The sequence below is a fragment of the Micromonospora lupini str. Lupac 08 genome, from assembly GCF_000297395.2.
In the GTDB taxonomy this organism is placed as follows: Bacteria; Actinomycetota; Actinomycetes; order Mycobacteriales; family Micromonosporaceae; genus Micromonospora; species Micromonospora lupini.
Genome location: NZ_HF570108.1, coordinates 4,846,251 through 4,865,895, shown reverse-complemented (window position 1 = coordinate 4,865,895; position 19,645 = coordinate 4,846,251). Strand labels below are relative to the sequence as shown.

Sequence of the window (19,645 nt, the reverse complement as noted above, 5' to 3'; positions counted from 1 at the left end):
CGATGTCGCGCCGGACAGGCAAGCCTTCCTACCTGTCGACACGTCCCGACAGCCGCGGGCGCCGGGTTACTCGTCTGGCCGTGGCGGGCGCGGGGCTCGTCGTGGCGGCGAGCCTGCTCGGCGGCGGCATCGGCTACGGCATCGGGCGGCCGGATGCCACCGAGGCGAGCATTGCCGACCTGCGTCGAGCGGAGACCAAGCGGGACCTGCAGCAGATCGCCGAGCTCACCGCGCTGGCCCGTAGGACCAGTGATCAGATCTCGCCCATCCTCGCCGCCCTCGGGGCTGGCGGTACGACCGGGCCGGTGCCTGACCCGGGTCAGGCCCGACAGTGGCAACAGGCCGTGCGCGCCGCCGCCGAACCCTTCGCCAACCCGCCGTCAGGCACCACCGCCACGAACGTGGCGCGGGGTGGCCTGCGCAGCGCCGTGGATCAGGCTGCCGTGGCGGTGGACACGTATGCCCTGGCCGCGAACTCGCCGGCGGTCAACCGCAAGGCGCTGACGGACCTCGCGGCGCGGCAGGCGACCCTCGCGGCCACCACATGGTCGGTGGCCGCGACCCAGCTCGACCAGGTCAACGTCGACGCCGGGCACGGTCACCAACATGTCTACCTCGACACCGGCAAGGACGGCGGCGCGTTCACGCCCGACCAGGCAGCGGAGGGCACCGGAGGCTGATTCGACCGTGTCCGAAGACACCAGGCAGGGCCCCACCGCGGAGCCGGCACGGCGGCGGTTCGTTGTCTGTGGGGACGGCGCGGTGGCTCGCCGTCTGGTCATCGAACTGGCAGACCGCTACGGTGTCGCGGTCACCATGGTCCTACCGTCGTCGAGCGATCACGACGTACCCGACGTTGCTGACCTCGCTTCGGAACTCGGCGTGGCGGAGGGGCAACCGGAGATCATCATGGCCCGCCGCCTGACCGGAGAGGTGCTCGATCAGGCTGGGGTCCGGAAGGCTGCGGCCGTGGCGTTCGTCGGTGTCGACGACGTGACAAATGTGGACGCCGCCATGATCACCAGAGAACTGGCTCCCGACGTTCGGCTCGTGGTCAGACTGTTCAACCCGGTGCTCGGCGAGGGCGTCGCCACGATGCTCGGGGACTGCGCCGTACTCTCGGGATCCGAGATTGCCGCGCCGGCGTTCGTTGCCGCCACTCTCGGCGACGCGACGCCGACGTACCTGCGGCTGCCCGATGGTGAGCTTCTGCGCAGCGCGATGCGCAGCGCCGTTGACCCGGCCGGCGCGGATGTGGTGTGCGGCCTGGCCGACACGACCGGCTCGGAGCCGGTCGTCCTTCCGGCGGACCAGGATTCGGCAGACCTGGTACTTGTCCGCGCGTACGGGCGGCCCCGAATGGACCCACCGCGTCGAAGGCCGCGCCTGCTTCGTGCTCTCGGCTTGGTGTTCAGCCGCAATCTGCGACTGGCGCTGATCGGCACGGCCGCACTACTCGCCGTGGCCAGCGTCCTGCTGGCGTACACCCGCGGCGTGAACCTCGCGGAGGCCGCCTATCTGACGCTGCTGACAGCGATGGGAGCCGCCGAGGCCGACACCGCCGCACCGCTCACCGAAAAGGTGACCGCGGTGGTGCTGGTGACCACCGGGGTGGCGCTTCTCCCCACAGTCACGGCTCTGGTGGTGGACTCGCTGGTGCGTGCCCGGTTGGCGGTCGCCGCCGGCGGCATGATCGAGCCGATCGCCAGCCATGTCGTGTTGGTGGGACTCGGCAACATCGGCACCAGGGTCCTGGAGGAACTGCATTCCGTCGGCATCTCCGTGGTCGCCGTCGACCGCACGGAGTCGGCACGAGGTATCGGCGTCGCCCGTGAGCTGGGTCTGCCGGTGATTGTCGGCGACGCGACCCGTCCCGAGACACTGCGAGCCGCGTCCGTACACACCTGTCGGGCGCTTGTGGTGTTGACCGACGACGATGTCACCAACCTGGAGACCGCCCTGTCCGGGCGGTCCTCGCACGAGGCGGACCGAGCACGGTCGGCAGCGGACAGGCCGTCATTGCGGGTGGTGTTGCGGCTGTTCGACGACGGCTTCGCGGAGCGTACGCAGCGCATCCTGAGCATCGACGAGTCCCGGAGCGTTTCATCCTTGGCGGCGCCGGCGTTCGCAGCCGCAATGATGGGCCAGCAGGTCATCGACACCATCTCGGTCGGCCGTCGGGTGTTGCTGGTGGCCGAGTTTCCCGTTGGCGCCGGGTCCGAACTCGAGGGACGGTACTGCCACGACGTCAACCAGCCGGGCGCGGTGTGGGTGATCGCGGTGCGGACCGGTCGGACGGGACAGACCATCTGGTCGTTGCCGGAACGTCGGCCGCTGGTCCGCACCGACCGGCTGATCGTGCTGGCCACACGCGCCGGTCTCGCCGCGCTGCTGCCCCGCACCGTACCCAGCCCCGACGCTGAACCACTGGCCGAGGTCGCGCCCCTGCGGCTGCTCGCGTCGGCCCCGCGTGATGGTGAGTGAACCTGCACTGTTCGCCTGACCGACGACTCGGTGTGACGTCTCAGCCAGGTCCATCATCATCTATGTATCCATGACTGGACATCACCCACACCACTGCCAGCACGACCATGGATCCGACGACGAGGTGCCGTACGGCCAGGTCGAGGTCCCCGCAGGCTTCGGCCGGCGGGCGCTGCTGGCCGGCGCCGGCGGGACGCTGATGCTGGCCGCGCTGCCGACCGCGGCCCGGGCGGCCAACACGACGATGGCCGGCGCCCCGACCGCGGCGGTCGGCGCCGGCCGGACATCCAGGATCACCCAGGGCACGACGTTGGTCCATGCGGACATGCACAACCACACGGTCATGTCGGATGGCGACGGCAGCGCCGAGGCCGCGTTCGCCTCGATGCGCGAGGCCGGTCTGGACGTCGCAGCGCTTACCGATCACGCGACGCTCTTCGCCATCGACGGGCTCAGCTCGTCCGAGTGGCGGACCACCGGTGACCTGGCCAACGCGGCCAACGACCCGGGTCAGTTCACCGCGATCCGTGGGTTCGAGTGGTCGCATCCGCTGCAGGGGCACATCAACGTCTGGAACACCTCCGACTTCGCCGACCTGCTGCGGGCCGGCAGCCCCGGCAGCCTGTACAACTGGCTCACCGGCCGGCCCGGGGGCCTGGCGAGCTTCAATCACCCCGGTCGGGAGGCGGGCCGGTTCAACAACTTCTCCTTCAACCCCGCGGCCCGCGACCAGCTCGTGGGCCTGGAGATGTTCAACCGGACCGACGACTTCCTCTTCGAGGGCTGGTCATCGGGTGTGACGTCACCGCTTGTGGCGTGCCTGAACGCCGGTTGGCGGCCGGCTCTGACCGGCGTCACCGACGAGCACGGCACCACCTGGGGCTTCCACGAGGGCAAGGGCCGCAGCGGGCTGTGGGTCGCCGAGAACACCCGCGCCGCGGTGTTCGAGGCGATGGCCGCCCGCCGTTCCTTCGCCACGCGCGTCTCGGGGCTGCGGGTGGACGCCACGGCCAATGGCGTACGCATGGGTGGGGTGCTGAACGTGACCTCGGGCGACGTCCGGTTCCTGCTGGATCTGGACCGCGGCTCGGCCTGGGACGGCAAGCCCCTGCGGATCCAGGTCCTTCGTCCCGGCACCTCGGCGCCGACCGTCGTCGACGTCGTGGACACCGTCAACGGGCAGGTCACCGACTTCACGGTGCCGCTCAACGTCGCCGACGGCGACTGGGTGGTGCTCCGGATCTCCGACCCGTCCCTGGCCAACGGCACCCCCGGCCCAGCCGGTCACCCGTGCAACGACTTCGCCGTGGCCTACACCAGCCCGTGGTGGCTCCGGCCCTGACCCGCGAGGTGCCGGTCCCGGCGCGGTGGCCAGCCGCAGGTGGCTGCGCGGTCGCCCGGGACCGGCACCCGGTGTCCGGAGGCGGTCGCGTCCGGCGTGGTCAGCGAGGTGGTGGAGGCAGCGCCGGGCTGTCGAGCCAGGCGGCGAACAGGTCGTCGAGGGGCTCGCGGGCGAAGCGCTGGGCGTGCAGCCGGAACTGCTCGGTCGTCACCGTCGCGTGTTGGTGCTCAGCGGCCCAGGATCGCAGCAGTGCGAAGAACGACTCGTCGCCGACCCTCTTGCGCAGGGCGTGCACCGCGAGCGCGCCACGCTTGTAGACGAGCGGGTCGAACATCCGGTCGACGCCGGGATCCGCGACGACGACGTTGCGCGGGCGAGCCGCGACCCAGGCGTACCACCGCGCGGCCAGGGCGTCCGTCGGCAGGTCCCCGCAGACGCCGGACCACAGCCACTCGGCGTACGTGGCGAAGCCCTCGTTGAGCCAGATGTGCCGCCAGTCCGCCACCGTGAGGCTGTTGCCGAACCACTGGTGGGCCAGCTCGTGCACCACGAGCCGCTCGTGCGTGCGCCGCCCGTCGACGTGGTTTCGCCCGAAGACCGCCATGCCCTGCGCTTCGACCGGATCGTCAAGGTCGTCGTCGGCGACCACGACGACATACTCCCGGAAGGGGTACGGCCCGAAGAGCCGCTGCAGCGCCGACATGATCTGACCGTGCCGGCCGAAGTCGTGGGCGGCGTTGCGGCGCAGCGCGGGCGGGATCGCGGCGCGCTGCACCGGATCGCCGACCGCCAGGTCCACCAGCTCGTACCGTCCGATCTGGACGCTCATCAGGTACGGCGAGGTGGGCTCGCGGCGCTCGTACACCCACGTCGTGCTGCCCGCGCCCCGGCGTTGGAGCACGGGATCACCGGTCACCAGAACGGTGTACGGGAAGGGGGTCGTGACCGACACCCGGAAGGTGGCCTTGGCGCCGGGCTGGTCATCGCACGGAAACCACGACGGTGACCCGTTCGGCTGGCTGGCCACGAGCACGCCGTCGGTGAGTTCCTCCCACCCGAGCTCGCCCCACCGGCCCGAGATGGGCACCGGCTTTCCCGCGTACCGGATCTCCACCCGGAACGTGTCGCCGGCGCCGATCGGCCGCTCGGGTTTGATCTGCAGCTTGTCCGGCCGGTGCAGGTACTTCGCCGGGCGCCCGTCCACTCGGACGTCCTGAACGCGGAGACGGCCGAGATCGAGAGTGAACCGCGACAACGACTGCAGAGCCACCGCGGTGATGTCCGCCCGGCCAGCGAGCCGGTTCGACACGACCCGGTAGTCGAGGTCCAGGTCGTAGTGCCGCACCCGGTAGCCGCCGTTGCCGTGCTCGGGCAGGTAGGAGTCGCCGGAGTGGGCGGCGCCGGGCGTCGCGCCGCTCGACGCCGACGCCACCTTCGGATTCATGCCGACCGTGCCGCTGGCGCCGACCAGGTGGTGATCGGATTGCCCAACCACCGGCTGTCGCAGGGCACGGCGTCCCCACGGGTCACCAGTGAACCGGGCCCGACGGTGGTCCGCGCCCCGATGCTCGCGCCCGGCAGGACGATGCCGTGCGGGCCCAGCGCGGCTCCCGCGTCCAGTGTCACCTCGTCCATGCTCATCACACGATCATGGAACAGATGGGTCTGCACCACACAACCGCGGTTCACCGTGGCGCCGTCGCCGAGGCGCACCAGGTCGTACTCCGGCAGCCAGTAGGTCTCCAGCCAGACGCCCCGGCCGATCTTCGCGCCGAGCGTCCGCAGCCACGCCGTGAGCAGTGGCGTGCCGGTCGCGAAGCGGATCAGCCACGGCGCGGCGAGGACCTCGACGAATGTGTCGGCGAGTTCGTTGCGCCAGACGAAGGAGGTCCACAGCGCGCGCTCGGTGACCCGGAAGCGCCCGACCAGCAGCCATTTCGCGGCCGTCGCGATGGCCGCGGCGACGATCGCCGCGCCGAGCAGAACCGGCCCGGCGGTGAGCGTGGCCGCCCACCACCCGGCGGTCCGCCAGACGAACGCGAGCACGGCCAGGACGCCGACCGCCAGGGCGCCGGCGCACATCACCGGGACGATCCGGCACAGCTCGATCGCGGCCCGGGCCAGCTTCAGTCGGAAGGGCGGGTCGAAGGTGCGGCTGGTGTCGGTCGCTTCCACGGTCCGGCGCAGCGGCATCGGCGGCGCGCCGAGCCACGACGAGCCCTTCTTCGCCTTGAACGGCGCCGACGACAACACGCCGACAAGCCCGCGCTTGGGCACCGAACGCCCGGGGGCCGCCATCCCTGAATTGCCGAGGAACGCCTGCTTACCGATGCGGGCCGGGGCGACGCGCAGCCACCCGTGGCTCAGCTCGTAGGTCGCGACCATGGTGTCGTCGGCCAGGAAGGCCCCGTCGGCGACAGTGGTCATCGCCGGCAGTGCGAGCACCGTGGAAGCCTCCACCCCGCGCCCCACCCTGGCGCCCAGCAGCCGCAACCACACAGGCGTGAAGAGGCTGGCGTAGAGCGGGAACAGCCCGACCCGCGCCATCCCCATCAGCCGCTCGGTCGTCCACACCTGCCACGCCACCCGCCCCTGCACCTGGTGGTATCCGGCGCGCAGGCCGATACTGAGCGCCCGGACGGCCCCGAGTACCAGCAGCGCATAGCCCACCACGTAGGCGACGGTCGCCACCGCGACGGCGGTCAGCACCGCGCCGACCGTCGGTCGGACGGCGAGCGTCCAACCCAGCAGGGCGACTGCCGGCAGGGCGGCCACGACCGGCACCAGCCCCAGCAGTTGGGCGGTCAGCGCGTACACGATCGGCCAGCCGCGAGATCGAAGCTGCGTTCGCGGGGGCCGCTGACCGGGCCAATCGGCGGGATCCTTGGCAGCGGGTGCGGCAGGTGAGCCGGCCCAGCGCTGATTCGCCGGTACGGCGCCGGTCACGGTCGAGCCGGCCGCGATGCGCGCGCCCTTACCGATGCGGGCGCCAGGCATCAGGGTGCTGCGGGAACCCACCCGGGCGCCCGCGCCGACGCGGACCCTGCCGACATGGACGACATCGCCGTCGACCCAGTGGCCGGCCAGATCGACCTCCGGCTCGATCGCCGCGCCACGGCCCAGTTTCAGCAGGCCGGTGACCGGCGGCGCGGAGTGCAGGTCGACGTCGGGAGCGATGGACGCGCCGAGCGCCCTGGCATAAGTGATCATCCAGGATGCACCGGCGACGTTTGTGGCACCGGTCAGCTCGGCGAGGCGTTCGGCGGCCCACAGCCGCAGGTGCACACCACCACCGCGCGGGTAGCTGCCGGGGCGTACCCCGCGCAGCAGCAGTCGCGCTCCTGCCGCGGCCACGGCGATCCGGCCGGGCGGGCTGAACAGCAGGAGCCAACCCACTGCCAACCACCACCAGGACACGACAGGTGCCCATGGTGCCGGAGCGAACAGGGCGAGAACGTCGCCGAGCGCGGCCAGGACGACCAGCCAGCGCAGTCCGACCAGCGCCAGCATCGGCACCATCAGCGCGGCCTGGATCAACCCGGCACGCCTCGGCGTCGGCCGGACCTCCCGGCGCGTCGCCGCCGTGGTGTCGAGCGCGTCGAGCACGGCCGCGAGCCGCGACAGTTTCGGGTGGAGGTAGATGTCCGCCACCGAGACGCGCGGGTGCCGGCGGCGGATCCACGCCACCAGTTGCGCCGCGTTCAGGCTCCCACCGCCGTGGGTGAAGAAGTCCGCGTCCGCCTCCGTGGGACGTACGCCCAGAATCTCCGCCCAACCACCGGCGAGCCATTCCTCCGTCGCGGTCAGCTCGCCCGCGGTGTCCTGCCCGGTGGCCAGCGGCCACGGCAGCGCGGCCCGATCCACCTTGCCGGACGTCCGGGTCGGCAGCGCATCCACCACCGCCAGCAGCGGCACGAGCGCGGCCGGCAGCTGCTCACGGATCCGCAGCGCCGCCGTGGCGGCGTCGAACGTGACGCCGTCGTGCGGAACCACGTACCCCACCAGCAGCTGGTTGCCTGCCGCGGTGCGCTGCACCGCCGCGGCGGCACCGGCGACGTCGGGCAGCGCCTGCAGCGCGGCGTCGATCTCACCCAGCTCGATCCGGCGTCCGCCGAGTTTCACCTGTTCGTCACCGCGGCCGACGAACAGGAGCCCCTCGGGCTCCGCCCGGACGATGTCCCCGCTGCGGTACGCCCGCTGCCAGTCGAGGGCGGGCAGCGCCGCGAACTTCTCGGCGTCCTTGCCCGGATCCAGATAGCGGGCGAGCCCCACCCCGCCGATCACCAGCTCCCCGGTTTCACCCATCGCCACCGGAGCGCCGGAGCCATCCACCACGGCGAGTTCCCAGCCGGCCAGCGGCAGCCCGATCCGTACCGGCCCCTCGCCGGTCATCCGGGCGGCACAGGCGACCACTGTCGCCTCGGTCGGCCCGTAGGTGTTCCAGACCTCGCGGCCCTCGACGGCCAGGCGCTGCGCCAGCTCCGGTGGGCAGGCCTCCCCACCGAAGATCAGCAGCCGGACCTCCTCGAGCGCCTCGACCGGCCACAGCGCAGCGAGCGTCGGCACCGTCGACACCACCGAGATGCGCTGCTTGGCCAACCACGGACCGAGGTCGACGCCGCTGCGGACCAGCGACCGCGCGGCCGGCACCAGACAGGCGCCGTGCCGCCACGCCAGCCACATCTCCTCGCAGGACGCGTCGAACGCCACCGACAGCCCGGCCAGGACCCGATCCTGCGGGCCGATCGCCTCGCTGGCCTCGTCGGTGAGGAACAACCGCGCCTCGGCGTCCACGAAGGCCGCCGCCGCGCCGTGGCTGACCGCCACCCCCTTCGGGGTGCCCGTCGAGCCGGAGGTGAAGATGATCCAGGCGTCGTCGTCCGGGCCGGGCCTGCCGATCCGACCCACGGGGGTACGACGTACCGACACCGTCAGCCCGTCACCGAGGACCGCGACGACCCCCGCCTCGGCGAAGACGAGCTCGGCGCGTTCCTCGGGATCGTCCGCGTCGACCGGCACGTAGGCCGCGCCGGCCGCGAGAACGCCGAGGATCGCCAGGTACAGCTCGGCCGTACCCGAGGAGATGCGGATGCCCACGCGGTCGCCGACACCGATGCCGTGCCCGGCCAGCGACCTCCGGACGGCCTCGACCTCATCGGCGAGGTGGCGGTACGTCAAGGTGGTGGCAGCGCTGTCGAGCGCAGCTGCGTCGGCGTGCGCGCGCACGGAGTCGTCGAGAATGTCGACAAGCGTGCGGCGGGCCGGGGCCGAGGCGGATCGGAACACCGCGGGGATCGTCGGTGCGGCAACTGACGGCGGTAGCACCACCATCTGGGGTTCACTCGTCACGGGCACCCGGCGTTCACTATTTTCGTCGTGCGGATCGGTGTCAACCAGGCGCGCGGCATGCGGACCGCCCTGGGCAGCCCTCAACGCTACGTCGCACCCGGCCGCAGGCGACTGTCAAACAACGGCTTCGTGTCCACCACCACAGCGAACCGGTTGCGGGAAGCTCAGGCCGTGTCGTCGCTACGGATGTGAACGGTCCCACCGCCGCTGTGCAGTTCCTCAGTCACCTGCTTCTCGGTCAGGGCGACCAGGTGCGAGTCGATGCTCGCCCCGTCCTTGAGGCGCTTGTGCGTTTCGTGCACGAGGGCGGAGATCTCGCTCTCGTCAGCATCCGGAAATCGTTGTTTCAGCGTCTCGACCTGGCGTTGCAGGGCGATCTCCGGGTCAGCGAGACCGCCACTGGCTGCGGGTTCGGTCATCACGCACCTCGCACGTCGTCTTGAGTGTCTGTACAGGTGGTGCCCCGGACATCCACTCGACATTCGTTCGTTTGCGCAAAGTTCACCTTCGGGGACAGGCATTCCCACTCCGTCGGTGGGACGGTCAGGAAGGCGAGTTCCTCTGACGTTTGGTCAGCCCGTGATCATTATCGTGGTCCTCACGCTGACGCTGTTCGGCGCGACGACGTGGACGGCGCTGCAGCAACCGCTCGCCCACAGCCCGGCCTTCCATCACCGCCTCACCGGAGCGCTGGTGGCTCTGAGCCTGGCGGTGGCCGCCGCGCTGATCACGACCGTGCTCGTGGCCTATCCGTAACCCGCCAAGGATGAACCGTCCCGGTACGGGGTGGGCCGCGGACCGGGCCACCCACGCCCGAGGGGCCGCGAGTGGACTGCTCGGTTCGTTACCTTCGAGGCGTGACCGAATACGCCACTCTGCTGCACGCCTACGGCCTCGCCGTGGACACCCCTGGCCACCTGGCGGCGCTTGCCGGCGACGACCCGGCGGCCCGCGCGAGGGCGCTCGAGCATCTGTGGTCAGCGATCATCCACCAGGGGACGCCGTGGACCGCGACCCCGCCCGCAGCCCTTGAGGTGGCCGCGCTGCTCTCCGACCCGCGGGTGACCGACCCCGGCCTGCGTGCCGAATTGCTCAACTTCCTGGCCGCGGTGGCCGAGGCGGGTCGCGTGACGGGCGAGGACCTGTCCGAGCCCGACTTCGACGTGGATGCCGTTCTGGCAGAGGTGCTCCGCGACGGGGACGAGGAGGGGATCTGGGAGGATGAACGGCTGCCGGACGCCCTCTACCTCCGGGCCGTGCTCGGTTGCCAACAGATCCTGCCGACATTGCTGGCCACGGCCACCGCGGCGTTGTCCGATCCGTCCCCACAGGTCCGGGCCGCGGCCGCGTACACGATCGGCGCCTGCGGAGGGGGCGACGCCTCTCGTTTGGAGCAGTTGGCCGAGGCGGCCGGGCCGGACGAGCGAGCCGCCCTGGTCCTGGCCATCGGCGACCTGGGCATTGCGCCTCGCCGTCATCTTCAAGATCCTCACCCGGGGGTACGCGCCTGCGCAGCCCTCGCCCCCGCCCTGGCCGACGACCCCGCCGCGACGGCCGAACTCCTCGCGGCCCTGGACGACCCGACCGCCGCCGACGACTGGTTCACCAATCGGCCGCCCCAGTTCTCCACGCGGATCCGGTTCATCCTGCTGGCGGCCGCGATCGACCGGCTCTCCACGCCCGACCCGCTGCTCCCAGCCGCCGTGCGGCTCGCCGGGGTCGCCACCGCGCACACCTGCGACCAGGACTGGGGCCTGCTGCTGCGGACCTTCTTCGCCAGGTACGCGGGCGGGCCTCTCACCGCGGTCCAGCACGCATACCTGAGCGCGCTCACCGCCAATCCGGACCTGTGGGACCCCACCCACGGCAACGCCGCCCTGGCCTTCCGCGACGCCGGCCTGCCCTACGACCGCGAGGCATGCCGCGCCCTGGCCTAGCCGTCCCGTTGTGCCGCCGCCCGCAGCGGCCTGATCGTGCTGGTGCTCGTCGCCGCTCTGCCGGCGCTCCTCGCGAGCACATAGGCCACGACGGCCCGGCTGGCGGCTGTCAGACGCCCTCAAGTCTCCCGGGTGACGGGCGCAGGTACACGAACCAGGTGATGACGAAGCAGAGCGCGTAGAAGGCGATGAAGGCGATGTAGGCCGCGTCCGCGGTCCTGTAGGCCAGGAACGACTGCCGGAAGGCAAGGTTGACGAGGACTCCGCCGAACGCGCCGATGGCGCCGGCGACGCCGATGAGCGCGCCGGAGAGACGCCGGGCCTCGTGCTCCGCCGTCCGGTCGTGCGGGTCGGCCGCGCCGCCGGCGGTCAGGTGCACACCGCACCTGGCCCGGAAGATCGCCGGGATCATCTTGTACGTCGAGCCGTTGCCGATGCCGCTGAACACGAACAGCGCGATGAAGCCGACCAGGTACAACGGCAGCGAACGGTGCTGGGAGGCGAGCAGGACGACCGACGCGCCGGCCGCCATCGCCACGAAGTTCACGAAGGTGACCCGGGCGCCGCCGAGCCGGTCGGCCAGAACACCGCCCACGGGACGGATGAGCGAGCCGAGCAGCGGTCCGAGGAACGTCAGGTACGCGGCCTTCACCGGGGTGTCGAAGGTGTCGGCGAACTGCACCTGGAGCACCTGACCGAAGGCGAACCCGAAGCCGATGAACGATCCGAACGTGCCGATGTAGAGCAGGGACATGATCCAGGTGTGCGGTTCGCGGGTGACGTCGCGCATGGCCCGTTTCTCGTTGCGGGCATGGCTGAGGTTATCCATGTACAGCGCGGAACCGAGTGCGGCAAGCACGATCGCCGGCAGGTAGATGCCGGCGACGATACCGGGGCTGGCCGTCCCCAGGACCGCCAGCACGAACAGGCCGACGAGCTGGACCGCGGCGACGCCGAGGTTGCCGCCGCCGGCGTTGATGCCGAGCGCCCAGCCCTTGAGCCGGTCGGGGTAGTACGCGTTGATGTTCGCCATCGAGGAGGCGAAGTTCCCGCCGCCGACTCCGGCCAGCGCGGCGATGAGCACAAGCGTCGGGTACGAGACGCCGGGCCGGATCAGGAAGGCGCCGAGCAGGCTCGGGATCAGCAGCAGCGACGCGCTGATGATCGTCCAGTTGCGGCCGCCGAACCGGGCCACGGCAAGGGTGTACGGGATCCGCAGCACCGACCCGACCAGTGCGGGCACGGCGGTGAGCAGGAATTTCCCTGCCGGATCGATGCCGTACTGCGGCCCGAGGAACAGCACCAGCACCGACCACATCGTCCAGATGGAGAAGCCGATGTGTTCGGAGTAGATGGAGAAGATCAGGTTGCGCCGGGCGATGCGGGATCCCCGGCGTTCCCAGAAGATGGGGTCCTCGGGCCGCCAGTCGTCGATCCAGCGGCCGCGAAGGGTCAGGCTGCGCCGGTCCTGCTCGATGCTGCCGGGCACGGCCGTCGTCATGGTTCCTCCCAGATGAGTCCTCGGTCCGCTCGACACCGTGCTCGGTTCGCTCCTCACGCCGACGGCAGACCGACCACCAGGCTTCCGTCGGCGTCGGCACGGACCGGATACACGGTGAGTGGGGACTGCCCGGTGGTCGAACATCCGGTCGCCAACTCGAAGGTGTTCTGGTGCAGGGGACAGACGACGACAGTCATGTCCACCAGGCCGTCCGCGAGAGGCCCGCCGGCGTGCGGGCAGACCGCCGACACCGCGCGCAGGCTGCCGTCACGCAGCCGGAAGATCGCGATCATGTCGTCACCCACGGCGTAGGCACGCCCCTCCCCGAGGGGAATCTCGTCGACCGACCCGAGCCGGTGCTCCACGGCGATGAGCCTGGCCATCACGCCCCCCTCGCGGATGCCGGACCGGCGCCGTTGCCGTTGTCGCCGCGCCCCCTGTGGCCGTTGCCCCCGTGCCCGATGCCGGTCGAGCCGCCTCCCGGCACGGCGGAGCCGATCGACGGCACCACCGGCCCCGGGACAGCGACCGGTACGGCTTCGCGGACCGGCACCTGCGGCAGGACCGCCAGTGGCAGGGAGGTGCGGAACTGCCCCGGGGTGACCGGGTCGCGCCGTTCCAGCCACGGGTCCCGGTACGCGGCCACGGAGGCAGCCATGGCCGCGTCGAGGCGCGCCGCGATGCCGTCGCTGTCGTCGACGACCACCGCCCGGATGTGGTCGATGCCGAGCCGGGGCACCCACGCGTACGTGCGTTCCAACCAGTTCGCGCTCTCCCGGTAGTACTGCAGGAACCGGCCGGTAAGCGTGATGACCTCGTCGGGGGAGTCGACGACGGCGAGGAGGTCCCCCTTGCGTACGTGGGCGCCGGCCGCCCCACCGACGTAGATCTCCCACCTGCCGCCGTCGATGGCGACCACTCCGAGATCCTTCACGTACGCCTCGGCGCAGTTGCGGGGGCAGCCGGTGACGGCGAGCTTCATCTTGCCGGGGCCCTCGATGGCCTTGAACCGGTCCTCGATCGCGATGCCGAGAGCGGTGGAGTCCCCGACGCCGAAGCGGCAGAAGTCGGAGCCGACGCAGGTCTTGACCGTCCGGAAGCTCTTGCCGTACGCGTACCCGGACGGCATGTCGAGGTCCGCCCACACCCTCGGCAGGTCTTCCTTGCGGATGCCGAGCAGGTCGATGCGCTGGCCGCCGGTGATCTTCACCAGTGGTACCGAGTACTTCTCGGCGACCTCGGCGATCCGCTTGAGCTGCGCCGGTGTGGTCACGCCGCCCTTGATCTGGGGAACGACCGAGAAGGTGCCGTCTCGCTGGATGTTGGCGTGCACCCGGTCGTTGATGAAGCGGGCGTCGCGTTCGTCGACGTACTCGTCGCCCCACATCATCCGCAGCAGCGAGGCCAGGCCCATCTTGCTCTTCGCGTCCTCCTCGCCGCCGGGCACGAGGGTGGCGAAGACCGCGGAGACGGATTTCAGGCCGTGTTCGCGGATCACCGCCATCAGCTCCGCCTTGGGCATCGGCACACCGGGGACGTACCAGCTCGCGGCCGGGTCGTCCTCGACCTTGCCGTCAGCGGCCCACTCGACGATCTGGGCGACCAGGCCCTTGCACGACCCGCAGCCCTTGCCGGCACGGGTGGCGTCCATGACGCCGGTGAGCGTCTTCACGCCGCCGTGCACGGTGCCGACCAGCGCCCGCTTGGTGACGCCGTTGCAGTTGCACACCTGCACGTCGTCGCCGAGTTCCGCGGCACTCACCTCGGCCGACGGCGCGCCGAGGTCGAACAACATCTCGACCCGCTCCTTGGGCAGGGCCAGCCCACGGTCGAAGGCCTGCATGAGGAACGCGACCTTCCGCACGTCGCCGAGGAGAGTCGCGCCGACGAGCCGGTCGTCACGGATGATGATGCTCTTGTAGACGCCCTTGCGCGGCTCGGCGAAGACGACCGTCTCGTCGTCGTCGCGTTCGGGCTCCTTCAGGCCCATCGAGGCGACGTCCACGCCCGCCACCTTGAGCTTCGTGGCCAGCCGGGAGCCGTGGTACGCAGCGAACGGGTTCGTCCCGGTGATGTGGTCGGCGAGCACTCGCGCCTGCTCCCACAGCGGAGCCACCAGGCCGTACGTCTGACCGCGGTGCTGGGCGCACTCGCCGACCGAGTAGATGTCGGCCTCGTCCTGCACGCGCATCTGGTCGTCGACGACGATGCCCCGCTCCACCGGCAGTCCGCTGGTCGCGGCCATCTCGGCGTTCGCCCGGATGCCGGCGGCCACGACGACGACGTCGCAGGCCACGGTCCGACCGTCCTTGAGCTTGACCTCCGTCACGGCGTGTTTGCCGAGCACCTCGGTGGTGTGCGCGCCGAGGACGACCTCGATGCCGAGGCGCTCGATGCTGCGCCGCAGGATCGCGCCCGCCTGGGCGTCCAGCTGTGCGTTCATCAGATGGCCGGCGGCGTGTACCAGGGTCACGTGGGCCAGGTGGTTCTGCAGGCCGCGGGCGGCCTCCAGGCCGAGCAGGCCGCCGCCGATCACCACCGCGCGTTCGTGCTCGCGGGCGTACCTGATCATGTTGCGGGTGTCGTCGATGGTGCGGAACGCGAACACTCCCTGGTGGTAGCCGCGCCCAGGGCGGTGGATGCCGGGAATCGGCGGGACGAACGCCCGGCTGCCGGTGGCGATGATCAGCTTGTCGTAGGGCGTCTCGGTGCCGTCGTCCGCGTAGATCCGCCGCGCGAAGCGGTCGATGCGGGTGACCCGGGTGCCGGCGTGCAGGGTGATGCCGTTCTCCGCGTACCACGACACGTCGTTGAGGAAGATGCCCGCCTCGTCGTCGACCCCGGAGAGGACGTTGGAGAGCAGGATGCGGTTGTAGTTGCCGTACGGCTCCTCGCCGAACATCGTGATGGCGAACTGGTCGCCCCCGCCGCGTTCGAGGATCTCCTCGACCGTGCGGGCGCCGGCCATGCCGTTACCCACCACGACGAGGCGCCGGCGCTTGTCGACGGCGTCCATCAGACCTCGACCAGCCCCAGGTCGACGATCACGGTGCCGGACACCCCGGCGGGCGCCGCCACGTGCACCTCGAGACCGGTGCCGGAGTCGAGGTCCTCGACCACCCGCAGCGGAACGTGGACGTCGGACTTGGCGCCGATCGGGAAGTACCGCATCGGCTGGCCGTCGCGCATGAGCAGGACACAGATCAGCTCGTCACTGGCGTTGCCGCCCCGGAAGTAGACCGGCTGGGCGACGACGCCGCCCGGCACCACGTAGCTGAGCGTGCCGTCGACGAGGCCGGGCCGGTCGAGGCCTTTGCCCTCGAAGCTGTAGACGCCTTGCAAGAAACGGGGAGTGGTGTGCACAGCGACGCTCCCTTGCTCAATGAGATGCTGGATTGGGCGGTGGGTTGGTCAACAGGTCGGTGTCGTCCGGGCCGCCCGCGCGCGCGATCGACACCGCGCAGGACTTGAAGGCCGGCATCCGCGAATGGCGGTCCAGCGTCGGGTCGGTAAGCGCGTTCACGGCGGAGCTGCCGGCCCAGTGGAACGGTGCGAAGATGGTGTCGCGGCGGATGCCGTCGGTGAGGCGCGCACGGAAGAGCGCCCGCCCGCGTCGGCTGCGCAGTTCCACCACGTCGTTGTCGGCGATGCCGTGCCGGCGGGCGAGGTCCGGGTGCAGCTCCGCCCGGGCGTCCGGCAGCGCCATGGTCAGGGCGCCGACCCGGCGGGTCTGGTTGCCGCTCTGGTACTGCTGCATGTTGCGGCCGGTGGTCAGCACGTACGGATAGTCGGCGTCGGGCATTTCCGCCGGATCGCGGTGCTCCACCCGGAAGAACCTCGCCCGCCCGTCGGCGGTCGGGAACCGGTCCGTGAACAGCCGGGGCGTACCGGGATGGTCCTCGCTCGGGCACGGCCAGAAGACCCCCTGCTCCGCCTCGATGCGCTCGTACGTGATTCCGGCGTAGTCGGCGGTCCCGCCGGCGCTGGCCCGGCGCAACTCGTCGAAGACGCGGCGCGGATCGTCGTCGAAGTAGCGGCCGCGCCCGAGCCGGCCGGCGAGGTCGGCGAGCATCCGCAGGTCGGTGCGGACCTGCGGCGGCGGCGACAGGGCCCGCTTACGGCGGATGACGCGCCCCTCCAGATTCGTCATCGTGCCGTCCTCCTCCGCCCACTGAGCCGTGGGCAGCACCACGTCGGCCACGGCCGCGGTCTCGGAGAGGAAGATGTCGGAGACGACAAGCAGGTCCAGTGCCCGCAGCCGGTCCATCACCCGGTTGGTGTGCGGGGCCGACACGGCGATGTTGCTGGCGAGCACGAGCAGCACGCGTACTCCGTCGTCGGTCCCGAGCCGGTCGAGCATCTCCCAGGCCGACCGGCCCGGCCGGGGCAGCTCGTCCGGGTCGATGCCCCAGACGGCCGCGACGTGTGCGCGCGCCGCGGGGTCGTCCAGGCGCCGGTAGCCGGGCAGTTGGTCGGCCTTCTGCCCGTGCTCGCGGCCGCCCTGCCCGTTGCCCTGCCCGGTGATCGTGCCGTAGCCGGAGAAGGGCCGTCCGGGAAGGCCCAGGGCGAGGGCCAGATTGAGGTACGCCTGCGCGGTGTCCGTGCCGTTGCTGTGCTGCTCGGCGCCGCGAGCGGTGAGCACCATCGCCGACGTCGCGGTCGCCAGCAGCCGGACCGTCTCCCGCAGGTCCCGTTCCGGTACGCCGGTCATCCGCTCCACCCGGTCCGGCCAGTACGACGCGACGGTGGCCCGGACCGCGTCGAAGCCGCTCGTCCGGTCGCGCACGTACGTCTCGTCGACCAGGCCCTCGCGGATCGCCACGTGCAGCAGCCCGTTCGCCAGTGCGAGGTCCGTGCCGGGCAGTGGCTGCAGGTGGAGATGAGCGCCCCCGGCGGTGGTCGTACGGCGGGGGTCGACGACGACGTGTCGCGCACCGGCGGCCCGTCCGGCGTCGAAGTACTGCATCGACGGCGGCAGCGCATCAGCCGGATTCGCGCCGACCAGCAGCACGGCCTGGGCCTGGGCGATGTCGGCCAGGGGGAACGGCAGGCCACGGTCGATCCCGAGGGAGCGGTTCGAGGCGGTCGCCGCGGACGACATGCAGAACCGGCCGTTGTAGTCGATCGACGCCGACCGCAGGGCCACCCGGACGAACTTGCCCAGCGCGTACGCCTTCTCGTTCGTCAGCCCGCCGCCACCGAAGGCCCCGACGCTGTCGGGGCCGTACCGGCGTTGGCTGGTACGGATGGCGTCGACGACACGGTCGAGGGCCTCGTCCCAGCCTGCCGGTCGCAACGGGCTGGTGCGGTCGGCGGGATCCTTACGGACGAGCGGGCTCAGCAGCCGGTCACCGTGGTCGAGAAGGTCGGCAGCCGTCCATCCCTTGGCGCACAGACCGCCCCTGTTGACCGGGAATTCAGTGGGCGCCAGCCGAGGCGGCCCGTCGCCGGTCGTCAGGGAGATCCCACACTGCAGGGCGCAGTAGGGGCAGTGCGTATCGATCATGGGCGATGCGCTCACCCGTCCGATGCTCGCCGGGCACTGTTTCCGATCCATACCGAGGCCGTAACGCTCTGCGACCCTCGGCTGCGTCGCGTCGTCTGAGCCTTCCGCGCACGATTGGGCTGTGGAACGACACGAGTTCCGCGAGGATCACACCAGCAGCCCCGCCTCCGGGAGACGCGCCGTCACCGGACGATCCCACCAACCGACCGCACACACCCAGGAGATGATCACGATGATTCCCGACGACGACCCCACTCGCTCGCTGACCGTGGCGAACCCCGACGATCCCGACACGACCTACATCTCCCTCGTGGGCAACACCTACGGCATGTTGATCACGGGCGAGCAGACCAACGGCGCGTACTGCCTGATCGACATGCGCGTCCCCGACGGCGGCGGCCCGCCACCGCACCGGCACGACTTCGAGGAGATGTTCACGATCCTCGAGGGCGAGATCGAGTTCACCTTCCGCGGCGAGAAGCACGTCGTGCGGGCCGGCTCCACGATCAACATCCCGGCCAACGCGCCGCACAACTTCCGCAACACCTCCGGTGCGCCGGCCCACATGCTCTGTATGTGCACCCCGGCCGGCCAGGACGAGTACTTCGCCCGCATCGGCGACGTCGTCGCGGGCAAGGACGCGCCGCCGCCGCAGCTCTCACCTGACGAACTCGCCGAACGCCGCCGCCGCGGTGCCGAGCTGGCCTCGACGTACCGCAGCGAGTTCCTGTGACCGGCCAATTGCCCGTGAGTTGCGGACCCGCCCCGGGTAGGAGCTGGCTCGGCTGAAGGGACGTCTCCGTCAGGGGTTGATCAGTCTCCAGTCGCCTTCGGAGATGACCTCGACGGTGCCATCGACCACCTTGATGGCGGTGTTGTCGTCGATGGCGTACGTCGGGACGGGGATTCCGGACGCCCACTTCTGGATGTGGGACAGCTCGGTGTCCTCCATGTCCGGATGATTGAGGTGGGGGTACAGGGTGAAATCCACCAACCCCAGCGCACGGTCGGCGTCCTGCGCCATGTCGCTGCCGTCAGGGACGAACTGACTGTCGAATTCGGCGTCGCAGTTGTACGGGGTGACCGCGATGCTCCCGGCGCTGACCCCCACATAAACCGTGTCGGTAAGCGACGGCAGGAGGTCGGCCAGGCCCGACTGGCGCATCCAGTAGGTCAGGTACAGCACATCGCCGCCCCAGACCAGGAGGGCATCGGCCCCCTGGACCGCCGGGAGCCAGTTCTCTTCGCGAATGGTCGGCAGCGCGGTGAGCTCCAACAGCCCCAGGGACTTCCAACCGAGCTGGGTCAGCGGGATCTCCGCTTGGCCGTGGATCGCCTTCCACGCCCTCTCGGCTCCACCGGGGAAGGGGTAGACACCGGTGGGGACGAACAGGGCCGTGGACTCGGCGATCGGCTTGCCCAACAGGTCGACGAGCGCGTCGGAGATGCTCGGGTTACCGATGCCCCCCGACGTGAGAAGGAACTTCATGAAATCCGCTCTCCCGAAGCCGCCGCCTAACGGTGAT

The 19,645-nt window shown here is 70.8% G+C and carries 15 protein-coding genes; 6 read left to right on the top strand and 9 right to left on the bottom strand.

Going from position 1 to position 19,645, the window contains the following annotated elements; translation table 11 throughout:
- The first annotated feature begins 2 nt into the window (after positions 1-2).
- From MILUP08_RS23200 to MILUP08_RS23190, 3 genes are all read left to right on the top strand, one after another.
- Complete coding sequence (locus MILUP08_RS23200) at positions 3-680, top strand: hypothetical protein (RefSeq protein ID WP_007462257.1); 678 nt, start codon at positions 3-5, stop codon at positions 678-680.
- A gap of 82 nt (positions 681-762) precedes the next feature.
- Positions 763-2,484, top strand: coding sequence for an NAD-binding protein (locus tag MILUP08_RS23195; protein WP_051065792.1), 1,722 nt, complete (start codon positions 763-765; stop codon positions 2,482-2,484).
- A gap of 70 nt (positions 2,485-2,554) precedes the next feature.
- The gene (locus MILUP08_RS23190; protein WP_144056998.1) at positions 2,555-3,826 is read left to right on the top strand and encodes a CehA/McbA family metallohydrolase; all 1,272 of its coding nucleotides are present in this window, start codon (positions 2,555-2,557) and stop codon (positions 3,824-3,826) included.
- Positions 3,827-3,926: 100 nt separating this feature from the next.
- On the opposite strand, the gene MILUP08_RS23185 is transcribed toward MILUP08_RS23190, so the two are convergent.
- The 3 genes from MILUP08_RS23185 to MILUP08_RS23175 all read right to left on the bottom strand — a co-directional run bounded on the left by MILUP08_RS23185 (position 3,927) and on the right by MILUP08_RS23175 (position 9,594).
- The gene (locus MILUP08_RS23185) at positions 3,927-5,270 is read right to left on the bottom strand and encodes a M1 family metallopeptidase (RefSeq protein WP_007462250.1); all 1,344 of its coding nucleotides are present in this window, start codon (positions 5,268-5,270) and stop codon (positions 3,927-3,929) included.
- Entirely contained in the window at positions 5,267-9,157 is a 3,891-nt protein-coding gene (locus MILUP08_RS23180; protein WP_051065791.1) for a Pls/PosA family non-ribosomal peptide synthetase, read from the bottom strand. The genes MILUP08_RS23185 and MILUP08_RS23180 overlap by 4 nt, the downstream gene beginning before the upstream one ends.
- Before the next feature lie 182 nt (positions 9,158-9,339).
- Positions 9,340-9,594, bottom strand: coding sequence for a three-helix bundle dimerization domain-containing protein (locus tag MILUP08_RS23175; RefSeq protein ID WP_007462244.1), 255 nt, complete (start codon positions 9,592-9,594; stop codon positions 9,340-9,342).
- A 160-nt stretch (positions 9,595-9,754) separates the two neighbouring features.
- On the opposite strand from MILUP08_RS23175, the gene MILUP08_RS36065 reads away from it, so the two are divergent.
- Complete coding sequence (locus MILUP08_RS36065) at positions 9,755-9,931, top strand: hypothetical protein (protein WP_007462242.1); 177 nt, start codon at positions 9,755-9,757, stop codon at positions 9,929-9,931.
- 101 nt (positions 9,932-10,032) lie between these two features.
- Positions 10,033-11,112: a hypothetical protein gene (locus tag MILUP08_RS23170; RefSeq protein WP_039906496.1), complete on the top strand. Its 1,080-nt coding sequence runs from the start codon at positions 10,033-10,035 to the stop codon at positions 11,110-11,112.
- Between the two features lie 109 nt (positions 11,113-11,221).
- On the opposite strand, the gene MILUP08_RS23165 is transcribed toward MILUP08_RS23170, so the two are convergent.
- The 5 genes from MILUP08_RS23165 to MILUP08_RS23145 are packed head-to-tail and all read right to left on the bottom strand — an operon-like array spanning position 11,222 to position 18,119.
- Positions 11,222-12,613 (bottom strand): nitrate/nitrite transporter, encoded by a 1,392-nt coding sequence (locus tag MILUP08_RS23165; protein ID WP_007462238.1) that lies wholly within the window; start codon positions 12,611-12,613, stop codon positions 11,222-11,224.
- A 53-nt stretch (positions 12,614-12,666) separates the two neighbouring features.
- The gene (locus MILUP08_RS23160) at positions 12,667-12,996 is read right to left on the bottom strand and encodes a Rieske (2Fe-2S) protein (protein ID WP_007462236.1); all 330 of its coding nucleotides are present in this window, start codon (positions 12,994-12,996) and stop codon (positions 12,667-12,669) included.
- A complete protein-coding gene (gene nirB, locus MILUP08_RS23155; RefSeq protein ID WP_007462234.1) occupies positions 12,996-15,629 on the bottom strand; it encodes a nitrite reductase large subunit NirB in 2,634 nt (877 codons plus the stop codon). Before nirB ends, MILUP08_RS23160 begins: the two co-directional genes overlap by 1 nt.
- Entirely contained in the window at positions 15,629-15,976 is a 348-nt protein-coding gene (locus tag MILUP08_RS23150) for a hypothetical protein (RefSeq protein WP_007462233.1), read from the bottom strand. Before MILUP08_RS23150 ends, nirB begins: the two co-directional genes overlap by 1 nt.
- A 16-nt stretch (positions 15,977-15,992) precedes the next feature.
- Positions 15,993-18,119: a molybdopterin oxidoreductase family protein gene (locus tag MILUP08_RS23145; protein ID WP_007462231.1), complete on the bottom strand. Its 2,127-nt coding sequence runs from the start codon at positions 18,117-18,119 to the stop codon at positions 15,993-15,995.
- 121 nt (positions 18,120-18,240) lie between these two features.
- Between MILUP08_RS23145 and MILUP08_RS23140 the strand changes: the two genes are divergently transcribed.
- On the top strand, positions 18,241-18,852 hold the full coding sequence (locus MILUP08_RS23140; protein ID WP_237747176.1) for a cupin domain-containing protein: 612 nt from the start codon (positions 18,241-18,243) through the stop codon (positions 18,850-18,852).
- Between the two features lie 69 nt (positions 18,853-18,921).
- Here the strand turns inward: MILUP08_RS23140 and MILUP08_RS23135 are convergent, their stop codons facing one another.
- A complete protein-coding gene (locus tag MILUP08_RS23135) occupies positions 18,922-19,608 on the bottom strand; it encodes a Type 1 glutamine amidotransferase-like domain-containing protein (protein ID WP_007462227.1) in 687 nt (228 codons plus the stop codon).
- Positions 19,609-19,645: the final 37 nt, after the last annotated feature.